Source organism: Paenibacillus taichungensis, assembly GCF_050994985.1.
In the GTDB taxonomy this organism is placed as follows: domain Bacteria; phylum Bacillota; class Bacilli; order Paenibacillales; family Paenibacillaceae; genus Paenibacillus; species Paenibacillus taichungensis.
The window spans coordinates 2,350,692-2,364,255 of sequence record NZ_CP194720.1 but is presented as its reverse complement, the minus strand read 5'-3'; the positions used below and the strand labels follow the sequence as shown (position 1 = coordinate 2,364,255).

At 46.8% G+C, this 13,564-nt stretch carries 11 protein-coding genes; 3 read left to right on the top strand and 8 right to left on the bottom strand.

The window, feature by feature from the left end:
* Positions 1–69: 69 nt before the first annotated feature.
* The 6 genes from cntE to nikA all read right to left on the bottom strand — a co-directional run bounded on the left by cntE (position 70) and on the right by nikA (position 6,422).
* Complete coding sequence (gene cntE / locus ACR1R9_RS10730) at positions 70–1,299, bottom strand: staphylopine family metallophore export MFS transporter CntE (RefSeq protein ID WP_180287243.1); 1,230 nt, start codon at positions 1,297–1,299, stop codon at positions 70–72.
* Positions 1,296–2,069, bottom strand: coding sequence for an ABC transporter ATP-binding protein (locus ACR1R9_RS10725; RefSeq protein WP_257219645.1), 774 nt, complete (start codon positions 2,067–2,069; stop codon positions 1,296–1,298). Before ACR1R9_RS10725 ends, cntE begins: the two co-directional genes overlap by 4 nt.
* Before the next feature lie 101 nt (positions 2,070–2,170).
* Complete coding sequence (locus ACR1R9_RS10720) at positions 2,171–2,986, bottom strand: ABC transporter ATP-binding protein (protein ID WP_099859090.1); 816 nt, start codon at positions 2,984–2,986, stop codon at positions 2,171–2,173.
* Entirely contained in the window at positions 2,949–3,830 is an 882-nt protein-coding gene (gene nikC, locus ACR1R9_RS10715) for a nickel transporter permease (RefSeq protein WP_099859091.1), read from the bottom strand. Before nikC ends, ACR1R9_RS10720 begins: the two co-directional genes overlap by 38 nt.
* Positions 3,831–3,834: 4 nt before the next feature.
* Entirely contained in the window at positions 3,835–4,776 is a 942-nt protein-coding gene (nikB, locus tag ACR1R9_RS10710; RefSeq protein ID WP_099859092.1) for a nickel ABC transporter permease, read from the bottom strand.
* Positions 4,777–4,796: 20 nt separating this feature from the next.
* The gene (gene nikA, locus ACR1R9_RS10705) at positions 4,797–6,422 is read right to left on the bottom strand and encodes a nickel ABC transporter substrate-binding protein (protein ID WP_099859093.1); all 1,626 of its coding nucleotides are present in this window, start codon (positions 6,420–6,422) and stop codon (positions 4,797–4,799) included.
* A 388-nt stretch (positions 6,423–6,810) separates the two neighbouring features.
* Here nikA and ACR1R9_RS10700 point away from each other — a divergent pair, with 388 nt between their 5' ends.
* Positions 6,811–8,337 (top strand): helix-turn-helix domain-containing protein, encoded by a 1,527-nt coding sequence (locus ACR1R9_RS10700; RefSeq protein ID WP_433921097.1) that lies wholly within the window; start codon positions 6,811–6,813, stop codon positions 8,335–8,337.
* A gap of 153 nt (positions 8,338–8,490) precedes the next feature.
* On the opposite strand, the gene ACR1R9_RS10695 is transcribed toward ACR1R9_RS10700, so the two are convergent.
* Both ACR1R9_RS10695 and ACR1R9_RS10690 read right to left on the bottom strand, forming a co-directional pair.
* Positions 8,491–9,330 (bottom strand): methyl-accepting chemotaxis protein, encoded by an 840-nt coding sequence (locus ACR1R9_RS10695; protein WP_099859095.1) that lies wholly within the window; start codon positions 9,328–9,330, stop codon positions 8,491–8,493.
* A gap of 1,094 nt (positions 9,331–10,424) precedes the next feature.
* A complete protein-coding gene (locus tag ACR1R9_RS10690; protein WP_433948784.1) occupies positions 10,425–10,988 on the bottom strand; it encodes a TetR/AcrR family transcriptional regulator in 564 nt (187 codons plus the stop codon).
* Positions 10,989–11,235: 247 nt separating this feature from the next.
* Here ACR1R9_RS10690 and gap point away from each other — a divergent pair, with 247 nt between their 5' ends.
* Together gap and ACR1R9_RS10680 are read left to right on the top strand one after the other, a co-directional pair.
* Positions 11,236–12,246: a type I glyceraldehyde-3-phosphate dehydrogenase gene (gap, locus tag ACR1R9_RS10685; RefSeq protein ID WP_433921098.1), complete on the top strand. Its 1,011-nt coding sequence runs from the start codon at positions 11,236–11,238 to the stop codon at positions 12,244–12,246.
* A 166-nt stretch (positions 12,247–12,412) separates the two neighbouring features.
* Complete coding sequence (locus ACR1R9_RS10680) at positions 12,413–13,402, top strand: NAD-dependent epimerase/dehydratase family protein (RefSeq protein WP_433921099.1); 990 nt, start codon at positions 12,413–12,415, stop codon at positions 13,400–13,402.
* Positions 13,403–13,564 lie beyond the last annotated feature (162 nt).

The window sequence follows — 13,564 nt, the reverse complement described above, 5'->3', positions numbered from 1 at the left end:
TTTTTATTCTTGTCTACTAAAAGGGGATATTATCAATTTGTCGTTTTGTCGTCTTAACTTCAGTGCTTTTCAATGATGGGTATTCATCCAACGATTACTCATAGCTACAAGGATGGCAATACTGAGTGAAGCTCCAGCGGAGATCAAGAACATGGAGGTGTAACCGACATGGTCTGCCGCTATCCCTAAGATGATGCTACCAATTACGGTTCCAAGATCGGACATGGAGATAAACAGACCCATCCATATTTTTCGTCGTTCTTGTCCAAGTACGATGCTCAGGTAAGCGGCAAGAACGGGATACATGTTTGCGATGCCATAGCCGATTGCGATACCGCCCACATACAGTACCCATGTCATGCCAGTATACGGGGCAATGGCAACCAGTACCAGACCTATCGTAATTGAAAATAACAATAAACCCACATAAACGGAATGCCAATTCCCGTCCGAAGGCAGTCGCTTACGCAAAGCAAATCTCGTTGTTACGATCACTCCTGATTGTATGAAAAAAAACACCCCAGCATTACCGATCCCGGTTTGCACCACGTACAAAGCCATGAAGGCCGTTATCGCACCGAATCCAACCGTTGTGCTTATCATCACGAGGCTGCTTAGAATGAAATGACGGTTCCAGAGCGTGGCTTGTATACTTACAGTAATATCATGCTTTCTCGTCTTCTGCTCAGTGGAACGGGTGGCCACTGTAATGCGTTTCGTGTCTCTTCCTGTTCCATAAGCCGATATGAGAGTCAATGCGCCAAGAACTGCAAGGCCAGCATAAAATCCGTTCATTCCCGCTTGGTCCCAGGCGATCCATCCCAGAGCGGGCATCATAACCGATGGCAACAAGCCAAACAGCAAATACAGTGACAATCCCTGAGTTCGGTCGCGTTCGGATAACAGGTCCATCACGGTCATCTGCACGACCAGTGAGAAAAAGGCGGCAACCGCGCCTTGCAAACCCCTGATAAAGATAAGAGGAACGTTGCCCTGCCATACGTACAGAAGCAAAACGCACAGATGCCCCAATAAGATGAAACGCAGAATACGGGTAACCCCGATTCGCTCAACCACTAATCCCGCCCATGGTCGTAGCAGCATGCTAACCAGCAAATATGTACCCACGATTATGCCTATTCTATCGTTACCCAAACCGACGCTACGCGAATAAAGAGGCAATATCATCTGAACGAAGGCGTTAGCACTGTAAAACAAAAAAGTCAGGGCATACAAGCGCAGCAACGCGGGCGAAAATACGCCGTTGTAGGTGTCTGCCAAAACTTCGCTGCGATTCATGCCCATGCGCCTTCTCGCTGCTCTGTGTCAGTAAGAAAGTACCTATCCTTGCGAATCGTGCCGAGTTCCGGACGTGTAGAGAGTGAAGCGTCCAACAGCTGCTTAACTGCTGACTCCTCGGATGCCTTCATTTCAGCCTTCGTTGAGAAGCTCCCGCACAGGCTACCCTGATCCAATACAGTCCATCGGTCACACAGTGCAAAAGCAGCCTTTAGGTTGTGCGTGATAAATATGTAGGACATGTCTCGTTGTGCCTTTAAATCTCGTAAAACGCTGATAATGTGCACCTGATTGGCGACATCAAGGCTGCTGACCGCTTCATCAAGCACGATGACACTGGGGTTAGAGATCATGGCGCGCGCGATGCTGATGCGCTGCAGTTGTCCACCGCTAAATTCTTTTGGTAACTTGTTCATGGCACTTGCGGGCAACCCTACCAAGTCCAGAGCTTCGCAGATACGATAAGCCTTCTCCCTGCTCGATAGCCGCTCAAAATTGTCGAGCGGCTCTGAAATGATTTGTGCTGCCGTCATCCTAGAATTGACCGAAGAATAACAATCTTGAAATACGGCCTGTACATGCTTCCGCAATTGTTTCTTCGTTCGTTTGTCGCTCGTATACAAGTCCTTACCATGAATAAGTACCGAGCCTGATTGAGGCCGCTGCAAGCCGAGCATGATTTTCCCGAGCGTACTCTTGCCTGCACCACTGCCTCCCAACAACCCAATGCATTGTCCTGCCTCCAGCGTTATAGAGACATCCTTTACCACTGCTTGAGGCTCCTGTTTCGATTTCCGTAAGAAGCCGTGGGCAGAATCATAAGCGTGCGTAACGCGGGAAATTTCCAGCAATGCCATGTTTACTCCTCCGTTCAGTCATTCAACCGGCTTCGCAGCAATTCCTGAGTATAGGCATGCTGTGGCCGATTGAATATGGATAATACGTCGTTATGCTCCACGATCCGCCCTTCCTTCATGACAATAACTTCATCGGCCATCTCTGCAATGACATCAAAGTCATGCGTGATGAGCAGTATGGCAACATTTTTGTTTAACCTTAGCCTTTCGAGTTCCTCCAGAACGCGGTATTGATTGACCGTATCCAGGGCGGTAGTCGGCTCGTCCGCGATGACGATGGAGGGTGACAAGCTCATCGTGAGTGCAATCAACACACGTTGCAACATGCCACCACTAAGCTCGAACGGGTACCGCTTAAGAAGTCCAGCCGGGTCTGGAAGCCTTACACTTTCGAGAGCCTGCACGGCCAGACTCAAAGCCTCTCTTTTGCTGCACTGGGAATGCGTGCGAATCGTTTCGACAAACTGGCTTCCAATGGTGTGAACGGAAACTAGTGCATTCATTGGATTTTGCACGATATAGCCTATATCGTTGCCACGAATGGTCCGTAACTCCTTTTCGGTCATATTGTTCAGTTCCTTACCTCTTAACCTGATGCTACCGTTTACGCGGATGCTGGGATCGAGTAATTGAAGAATGGATCGGCAGGTCAGCGTTTTTCCGCTGCCGCTCTGTCCTGCGAGACCAATGACGCGTCCTGGCTGCAACGAGAACGAAACGTGGTGAAGCAACCGCTGAGAGGATCCGTCACTGATCACGTCGGCACAGACATTATAAAGTACGAGCAATGGTTCAGGAGTTGCCGACCTTGCGTGATGCTTTTCGAACATGGGGTGCGCTCCTTTCCTTCACTTTTTTGACACCAAGCAATTGGGACAACGATTCCCCTAATACATTGAACGCGGTCACTACCATTAAAATGCACATTCCAGGATACAGCATTAGAGAAGGATGTTCGCGCAAATAGCCACGTCCCTCATTTATCATCGCTCCCCATTCAGCGGTCGGAGGCTGAATGCCCAGGCCCAGGAAAGAAAGGGCTGAAATATCCATGATGGCCCACCCCATCTCAAGTGTACCAATTACCACAATCTGCGGAAAAATATGTGGGAAAACATGTCTTCTTAAGATGGTTAATCGACTGGAGCCACAAATAGTGGCAGCCATCAAGTATGGCTCCGAACGCAGTTGTTGCACAAGACCTCGGGTCATCCGTGCATAGTACACCCACTGTACCAGTAGCAGTGCGATGATGACCTGATATATGCCCGGTCCAAGCATGCCAACAATGCCTAACACAAGAACCAGATTCGGAAATGCAAGCATGCCATCGCATATTCGCATGAACAGCTGATCCAACCAGCCACCGACATAACCGGATAACATGCCGATCGATACGCCAATAAGCACGGACACGGAAAAGACACCTAATACCAGTCCAAACGAAATGCGAACGCCATAGATGAGTCTGGATAACACATCTCTGCCCAAATGGTCCGTACCCAACCAATGCTCTGCCGAAGATGGCAACAGTTTAATAGCCATTCCAATCTTATAAGGATCGTGGGGTGCTATCCATGGTGCAAAGACGGCGGTTGCCGCACAAATACCCAAAAACAATAAGCACATACCTACGACCAATCGTTTGCCAAAAATCGAACTTCTTAACTTCATGATGTCACCTGCCCCTTTCTTGCAAGGAAAGCCTCGGATCGGCAGCCATGTACAGAAGATCGGTTAGAAGACTTGTACATAGGTAAAGACAGGCAGCAAAAAAGACATAGCCTTGGATAACAGGCAGATCACGGTTGAAGATGGCTTCGACAAAAAAACGTCCAAGTCCTGGCCAAGAGAATACCCTTTCGACTATAATTGTTCCGGTAATCATCCTACCCAGATTCATACCGAATCCGGTAATGACGGGCAGGATGGCAATCCGGACCACATGTCTGAGCATGATGCTGTGTGATTTCAGTCCTCTTGTATGCGCATAGTCCACATACGCATGCTTCAACTGCTCCAAAATACTCTCACGAAACAGTCGCGCATAGGTTGCCACAAGTGCTAAAGCCAGAGTCAACGATGGCAAAATCAAATGCTGCCACGTGCCCTTCCCCTCTACTGGAAGCAAGTCCCATTGTAGAGAAAACAGATAGATCAGCAAGTAACCCAGCATGAATTGTGGCAATGAGGCTCCGATATAGGAAAGGAAGCGAACCGCGTAATCTATCCACTTTCCGGCATGCACCGCCGAGAAATATCCTAGTACGACAACGGCGACAAATGCAATTATCATACTGGTTCCGGCTAATTGCAGTGTTGCCGGTAATCGACTCCATATTTCTTCCCACACGGACTTGGAGGACAAGTAAGACGTTCCAAGGTCCAACTGCAACATGTGAACAGCAGAATGCACATACTGGGAAATAAACGATTGATCCAGTCCAAGTTCAGTCCGTTTTTCCTGAAGCATTTGCGCGTTAGGCTTGATATGAGCTGCTGAGAAGTAAGCCTCGGCCGGATCAACCGGAGAGAGCCTCATCAGTACAAACGCTACAAATGTGGCGAACAGTACGAGTGGAATCAGCGTTAGTGCTCTTCTCAAAATATAACCTGCCATGAGCGGCCCTTCCTTTTCTTTTATTTTAGGCGGATGCTGTTAAATGGATGATCCCATCGACTCTCCGGAAACGATACGTTATCAAGTGTTTTTTGGTATACGTTGAATTGACGAATATAGGACAAGGGTATAATGACCGATTCATCATGAATTTTTTGCAATATCTGGTCATAGAGCTCCTGTCTACGCTTTTCGTCAACAGAAGCAAGTACTTGCCTGATTTGTTCGTCAAGCTCTGCCTTGCCTTCAATATTGACATGTGCCTCAGCAACGCCGAAAGTGGGCTCGGCTACCGCATTGACCAACGTATGCGGATCGTATGGCACGCCGGAGTTGAACCAGAAGTTCATGTCGTAATCACCTTCGCGAAAACGTTTGGTTTGTTCGGTTAGCTCAAGTCCTGTCAAGCGAAGTTCGACGCCGAGTCCCGCCCATTCAGCCTGAAGTGTTTCACCCATTGCTTTTTGGATACGGTCCGTTGTATCGTACATCAGCTCGAATGACAACTTCTCTCCATTTTTCTCCCTGGTCCCTCCTGACGCTGGGACTGCCCATCCAGCTTCATCCAAATAGGCTGATGCTTTGGCAGCATCATACTCAAATCCAGGGAATGTTTGGCTAACATAAGGATAATCAGTAGTTAGTACCTGCGTTGCGGGCTGTTCCACATCTGATGTGATTCCCTTAACCAATCCGGCTTTGTCGAATCCTTGATGTAAAGCGAGCCTTACACGCACATCTGCCAGTTTTGTATTCTGCGTGTTCAGGATCAGGTTCCGCGTACCCAGCGGGCCTGACAATTCTGTTTCGAAATTCTCGTTTTTTTGCAGGCGCGTAAATTCGTCAAGACTTATGGAACCTTCTCCGAAGATGAGGTCCAGATCACCTTTCTCAAAAGCTAGCACGCGGGTTTCCGCATCGGGTATGATGCGGACAGTGATCTTATCCAGCTCAGGCTGTTCGCCCCAATAGTTCGGATTCTTCACAAATACGCTGTATTCATCCTGCTTGTACTCTTCAAGCATCCATGGCCCTGTGCCGATTGGAGATTGAATGCTCTCCAGCGTGTTGTCCCCTTTTGGGAAGCCTGCATCAGCCAAGAAACGAAAGGGACGTACGGTCGTCAAGTCCTGCAAGACCGGGTAATACGGCTCGGACATGACCAGTTTGACGGTATACTCATCTACGACTTCGGCTTGTTCAAGCAATTTAGCTGTTCCCAACCAGCTATGGGTCGTTTTGTTTTGCAGAATGGCGTCTATATTACGCTTAACGCTAGCTGCATTGAACGGTGTGCCGTCCGAGTATTTGACGTCCTCGCGAAGATGGAAAGTATACTCTTTTCCATCGTCACTAATTTCCCAACTGGAAGCTAAATGGGGTTTGATTTCTCCTCCTTCGCCGTACTCAACCAAAGGTTCGTATATCATGGATTGTGAAAACAACTGCGATGGATAATACGCGTGCGGATTGGACGGACCTAAGTCCCTCATCCAAGATACAGTAATTTCTTTAGTTTTTTTCTGTTCACCGTTGGCAGTTACAGATGGAGCAGCTTCCTCCTGTTTAGAACAAGCCGCTGTTACGGTAATCAGAAGTACAAACAGCATACCGAATGTAACTCGGAACATTTTTCTCTTTAGCATGGTAAATCCTCCCCTTAATACTTTAATGAGAATGAAAATCATCTTCAATCATGTTAAGGAGTTTGGTATGATTGAACAATGAATATATTTCTGATTTTTTATAGCACAAAAAGCAGAAACGATCTTGCAGCAACTTATTTGTTTAGGATTGCTGCTCGGAAGCACCGATGAAAATACACATGTTAAGGAGCAAGACATGGAACATTCACCTACTGACAATACTGGAATCCACTATTTTCCAGACGCAGGATTCAGCTTATACATCCCTCAGAGCGTGATTCTGTTACGCAGGCTTTCCTGTAAACAGTGTATAGCTAGCCCGCCCGGGGCGCATCGCCTTATCGTGTTTAGGTCACCTTCCGGTTTGCTTCATTTGGGGAAGCATTTCGTGCAGAGCGAAAAAAACGATATATTGCTTCTTGCACCAGGTGCACAGGCCAGCATCCAATTTATCGACCAGCATGAGGAGGCCTCCGAATTATTGGATTTGGATCCGCAACTGGATACCTCCGCAGCCATCATCATCGTTTTTCATGTATACCGATTAGGAGAGTCGACACCATCCAACGAACTTCTGTCCATGATTCCATACGAGACACGAATGAATATAACGGACGAATCAAGGTTTCTTGATCTAGTAGGGTCGTTGAAGACTTCACTGAAGCTTTCTCCCTTTCCTGAAGAGTCACGATTGAAACAGCAGATCCCGTTACAAGAGCTACTCCTGTTTCTGATAGAGAATATTCGGAGGAATACGGAAATGTCCGATAATATTCAAGCCGTGAAGCAGACCGTCGCTTATATCGAGTCCCACTATCAGCAAAACATTACAGCACGTCAGTTATACAGCATCGCTGGCGTAGCCAAATGGCAATATAGCAGCTTGTTCCAGTCCATTACCGGAAAAAAACCGCTGGACTACGTGCTGGACATTCGTCTGAAACACGCCAAGCGGCTGTTGTTACAAACGGATGACACGCTTGCGCAGATTGCCCACGCCGTTGGATTCAAGGACGAAAACTATTTTTCACGCAAATTCAAACAGACAGAAGGGATTACTCCTCGTCAGTATGAGGAGGCTTCGTCAGTAAACTCATCTCCCATCCTCATGCCGGAGGTTCCTTACAAACGTATTGTTGCCATTGGTTATTCACTTGGCGATTTGCTTTCCTTGGGCATTAAACCGGTTGGCGCAGATGTAGAGATTATCGGTAAACGAGGGCTTTATTGGGATGCAATCAAAGACGTTGAGGATGTTGGGTTACTTGGTGAGCCGGCAAAAATACGTGAGCTTCATCCTGATTTAATTGTTCATTCTGGTTTCCGTCAGGATTGGGTCGACGAGCTAGCATCCATAGCTCCAACGGTACTTATCGATCGCTATGAACCCGTCTATTCCAGAATTATGCAGTTAGCAGAGTTAGTGAATCGGCAAAAGTTCGCAGAACAATGGATCTATCGACATCGTACTGCAAGCAAGCGGATGTGGGAAAATCTAGCTGAGCATGTGGATGTCAAACAAACGGCGTCCGTGTTTTCCATTGTTGAAGGCAATCTTTACGTTATGAGCATGAAGGGGTTTGGGGTCACCGTCTACCATCCTGATGGCATGCAACCGCCACCAAAGGTGAAGGAAATGATCCAAGCAGGTATTCCTTTTCAACTAACACGACTGGAACATGCTCGTGCCTACGAGTCAGATATTCATTTTTTTCTCATGGATAACGATCCCCGTACGATAGGGTTATATAGAGAACTAATGCATTTACCATACTGGAATTCAAAACATGCCGACCAAATTATCGTTTCTGAGAACAAGTATAATTTTGATGATCCCCTCACGATGGATAAACTATTGATTGAGCTGCCACAAATGATTCTGAAGAAAAGCTACAGTCAATCTCATTTCATGTGAACAGAACAATTTTCAAATCAAATAACCGTTGATCTTTTCATTAAGATCAACGGTTGAATAGTTAATTAGACCATGTTATTGTCTCTCGACATCAGTTGTCTGAATGAACAACAGCAGATCCATACTCAGGACCAGGAACTGCGCCCTATATACTTAAAAATATTTCGAAGCTTCCAGTAAGCGATTCGACAAATCATTTAGACTGGCAAGTGTCTCTTCAATTTCCTTGAATTCCACAGACTGACGCAGCACCGTCGCATCGACCGTGGAGGTCTTAGAGAGAATCGTCTCTACCTTCTCCCTCATGTGGCCGATACGCTCTTCGACTTGTTGGACCGCCTTCACACTATCGCTGGCCAGCTTGCGTACTTCGTTGGCCACAACCTGGAACGCTCTTCCTGAGCTGCCTGCACGTGTCGCTTCAATACCAGCATTTAGTCCAAGGATGTTCGTCTGCGAGGCGATCTTTTTTATCAAATCGGCAATCTTCGTTGTCTCAAGAACTTCCTTCTTCGTTTGATCCGCTGACTTGCTCATCGATTCCTGTGCTTCCCGAAGCTCTTTGGACGTTTCCAGCAAATTGCTCATACTTACCGTAATTTGTGTATTGGCCGAGACGAGCAGTTCCGCCAAGTCGGACAACTTGGACTGTCTACCCAAGCTAACTCCGAACGCAATCGCGCCTACCACCTCATCGTCCTCATCGATTACTGGAATCGCAATCGTACGCGATGGGATGCCAAACACTTCTTTTGGAATCAACTTGATGACCATCTGTCTGGTTGTCATCGCGACTTCAATACCTTGACCTTTCGAGATCAGTGAACCAGGTTTTACATCCCGCGGATTGCTGCGATCCGGCGAATAAAATATCAATCTCTCTTTGTCAGCAATAGCTAGTGCAATATCTTCCTCCTGGCAAAGCTGAGCAAAAAACGGTGCAGCTTTCAAAACACTTTCCATTATTTCAGAGCGACTTACTACGAATTCCAACCGAACCTCTCCTCTGTCCACATAATAACTCCACTTTATGTACTCCCAAAAATATTGTACCCTTTAAATGTTATTTCATTGTTAAGCGAATCTTGTGTGCTATCGGAAATATTGTCACACTCGGAGGTTCAATACATGTGACACTAGATCACACTCGTTAAGAAAGACGGCAGTTTTGCTTCCAGTGACGATTTTAAATTTACTCCCTATATGGGCGGGCATATTTTTTTTTCGGCACCAAGCAACATATCCGGCTCACAGAGTCGAACGGCTTTCAAGCTGACTATTTGCAACTGTGGTAATATTTGAGAAGTTATGATAAATCTCTGCGTTTACCTTTTCATGATTTTCGGTTCGGCTTTATTTTTTTGGCTGACAATTACAACGATGGGAAATGGCATTGTTGTTTTGTTCGGATTACAACTGTTTATCAGATCGCCCCTTGTAACATCCATTGTTTAAAACCCATACGGTCTGGTATACCTGGCCTATAGAAAAAAGGTGCTCCCCGAATTTTAGGAGCACCTTTTTCTGATTAACTTGACTATTTCTGCATTACAATTTCATGACTAACCTGCCCGTTAGTTGAATAAAGCAGCGAATCATGTTGGAAGTGTCCCCATAAAGTTTGAGGGATATTTTTATGCCAACTGTTTGAGATGAGCCTAGTATTGTAACTGGCTCATGCCTTTTGTACAATGTCCTTCACCGCGCTTATTCCACTACAATGTGAAACTGTCATGAATCATGTTACTTATTGAGGTTTTAACTACATATGCATGATATTCAGATATCTCTAATCGTTATTCTGATCAAGTTCTTATTCTTGGCTCAGACACGAACTTGTACCGATTACAAAAAAGCCGCCAAATTAGCGACTTCATTGGGAATATGTTCTTGTCCCTCGACATTACTGCAACAAAAAAACATTCTTTCTTATAACTGCGTGAAAAATATAAAAACCACCCGTTCGGGCTGGGCTATTGAATAAGACAGCTTATACTTAAAAGAGACGATCCATCGAAAGTTTAGATTCTGAACTTGAGTTGTCATCGATGATGCCCATTTTTATTCCGATGTGCCAGTACATCAGATTAACTGATCTTTAAGCAGCATTCCTGCAAATAGGACGAGAAAATTTTTTTGTTCATCAGCATGTGCTTGTTATCCCCATCCAACTTGCTGAGCAAGATCCCTCCCTCCAACAAGGAAAATGCAAATGATGCTAGCGCATCCACATCCAGATCCTCCTTTAACTCTCCAGCTTGAATGCCGTCACGAATAATACTTTTCATCATATCCAAGAAGTTATGCATCCCTTGCCTTGCCTGACCACAAAGCTCCAAATGAGTATCGTCACTTTCTACAGCTGTATTCTGCATGGGACATCCACCAATAAATGGGGGGTCGTCTACGACATTCTCATAGACACGAAAAAAAGCAACCAACTTTCCTGACGCAGACTGCTCTTGATCGACCGCTTCAGAAAATTTACTGGCGACCATACTGGCAGCATAATTGTAGGCTTCAAGCGCTATCTCGTCTTTACTAGCAAAATGTCGATAAATGCCCCCCTTTTGAATTCCTGTGTCGGCAATAATATCGTTTAGCGATGTACCGGCATATCCTCTCTGGTTAAAAATTTCAGCCGATTTCATAATGATGTGTTTTCGTGTTCTGTCCCCTTTTTTCATGATCTCCTCCATATGAACCGTATATTTGCTTTAAACGAATTATCCAATTCGTCCTTGCAATTCACTAATATCATGCTAATATAAAGATACCTAACGGTCTCTTTTCACATTATACAATAAGCTATTCTAGAATGAAATAGCGCTGGGTCATTTTTATTTCATTGTAGGCAATGGCTTGTTGGAATAAATAAAACTTATAGGGGGATTTTCAGTGACTGTAAAAGTAGGTATAAACGGTTTTGGACGAATTGGACGACTCGCTTTTCGCCGAATTCAAGATGTGGAAGGCGTCGAGGTAGTAGCGATTAACGACCTTACGAACGCTAAAATGTTAGCTCATCTGCTCAAATATGATACGACGCAAGGCACTTTTCAAGGTGACATTGAAGTCCATGACGGAACCTTCAAAGTAAACGGCAAAGAGGTTAAGGTTTTGGCTAAGCGGAATCCTGAAGAGCTTCCTTGGGGAGAGCTTGGCGTTGATATTGTTCTCGAATGCACAGGCTTCTTCACTACAAAAGAAAAGGCCGAGCTTCACCTGAAAGGCGGAGCGAAGAAAGTCGTCATTTCTGCCCCTGCTACAGGAGACATGAAAACGATTGTATACAACGTGAATCATGACACACTGGACGGAACGGAAACCGTCATTTCCGGCGCCTCCTGCACGACCAACTGCCTGGCCCCTATGGCTAAAGCTCTACACGACAAGTTTGGTATTCAATCCGGGCTGATGACGACCGTTCACGCTTACACGGGTAACCAAAACACGCTTGACGCTCCGGATCCAAAAGGAGATTTCCGAGCTGCGCGCGCCTCAGCGGAGAACATCGTTCCCTACTCCACCGGTGCCGCAAAAGCCATTGGTTTGGTTCTTCCGGAACTGAAGGGTAAACTGGATGGGGCATCTCAACGTGTACCTGTACCAACAGGTTCTGTGACTGAACTCGTTGCCGTTTTGAATACCAAGGTAACAGTTGAGCAAATTAACGCTGCTATGAAAGAAGCTTCCGATCCAGAAACTTTCGGCTACACGGAAGACGAAATTGTATCTTCCGATATCAAAGGCATCACATTCGGTTCGCTCTTCGACGCCACACAGACGAAAGTTCTGACTGTCGTTGACCATCAATTGGTGAAAACCGCAGCTTGGTACGATAACGAAATGTCTTATACAGCCCAATTGGTTCGAACTCTGGAGCACTTCGCTAAGATCGCTAGATAAATAATCGTAAGATGAAGAGAAGTAAAATTCTATGAAGGATGCGCTCCACAGTACGATGATCGATTGTTCGGTATTAGTCTGGTTTTGATCGGATGCGCGTCGGGTGAGCTAAACCATCAATCCGTGGCGGCACCAGGCGGACCATCCTAAATTCCGAACCGAAAGGATGATCACTTTGAAAATTCTCGTCACGGGAGGCACCGGCCTGCTCGGCGGCCGCCTGATTCCGAAGCTCGCGGAGGATGGTCACCAGATTTTCGCCCTCACACGCTCTGCATCATCTCACGCCAAACTCAAGGCCATGGGTGCGACGCCGGTCGATGCTGATCTCGAAAGCAGTACGCCAATTGTTTTACCGATGATCGATGCAGTTGTGCATGCGGCAGCCCTTTTCCGCTTTTCAGGGCCTCGCGAACCCTTCTTCCGTACCAACGTCGATGGCACCGCAGCCTTACTGAAGGCAGCCGAGTCCGCCCGTGCGAAGACATTCGTCTACATCAGCGCGGCAGGGATCCACATGGATAACGGCGGTACGCTCATCCGCGACGCTGATGAAAGCGCGCCGACTTTCCCGAACCACTTCTCCGCCTACCTGGCGAGCAAGGCACGGGCAGATTCTTTGGTTCTGGCAGCCAATAAACCCGGCTTTCGCACGATCGCGCTTCGCCCACCGGCTATCTGGGGACCTGGTGATCCGTTTAGCCGAGCACTTCCCGATGCAGTCAGATCTGGACAGTTCGCGTTTATCGACCGCGGCGATTACCCTTTTTCAACCTGCCATGTGGACAATGTAGTTGAAGCTATACAATGCGCTCTTGAACGCGGAGAAGGCGGTCATGCCTTCTTCATCAAGGACCAGGAAAGGCAGACTTTCCGTGAGTTCGTCGCCTCCCTTGCGAACTTGCAGGGCTTGTCCATCGATAAGATGCGTTCGCTGTCCTACTGGCTCGTCTCTGCGATTGGCCGGCTGTTCGACACGATCTGGGACATCACACGGAAAGACGGCGATCCGCCGATCTCACGCTCGATGATACGCATGATTGGGCGTGAGTTCACCGTCAACGATGCCGCTGCACGTCGAGAGTTAGGCTATGTCGGAAGAACTTTGCGCGACGCCGGCTTGCAAAGCTATGAGGAACCATCTGCTCGAAGATAGGGCTTTGAAGGACAAAAACGACGGCAATCGGTGGTAAGTTGTTTCCTGGGCTGGCTCTTTTGGACAATTTCGTAAGCATGAGCACTACTGGATCATAAAAGCCTATTAGCGTAAAGGAGCAGTCGCCGCCGGCGATACTGCTCCTTTATTTGTTGAACTAAA

What these genes read in the sequence shown, in the direction of transcription:
- nikB (WP_099859092.1), bottom strand. Translation starts at nt 4,776, where the DNA reads ATGGCAGGTTATATTTTGAGAAGAGCACTAACGCTGATTCCACTCGTA.
- ACR1R9_RS10680 (WP_433921099.1), top strand. Translation starts at nt 12,413, where the DNA reads ATGATCACTTTGAAAATTCTCGTCACGGGAGGCACCGGCCTGCTCGGC.
- ACR1R9_RS10690 (WP_433948784.1), bottom strand. Translation starts at nt 10,988, where the DNA reads ATGAAATCGGCTGAAATTTTTAACCAGAGAGGATATGCCGGTACATCG.
- ACR1R9_RS10720 (WP_099859090.1), bottom strand. Translation starts at nt 2,986, where the DNA reads ATGTTCGAAAAGCATCACGCAAGGTCGGCAACTCCTGAACCATTGCTC.
- nikA (WP_099859093.1), bottom strand. Translation starts at nt 6,422, where the DNA reads ATGCTAAAGAGAAAAATGTTCCGAGTTACATTCGGTATGCTGTTTGTA.
- cntE (WP_180287243.1), bottom strand. Translation starts at nt 1,299, where the DNA reads ATGAATCGCAGCGAAGTTTTGGCAGACACCTACAACGGCGTATTTTCG.
- nikC (WP_099859091.1), bottom strand. Translation starts at nt 3,830, where the DNA reads ATGAAGTTAAGAAGTTCGATTTTTGGCAAACGATTGGTCGTAGGTATG.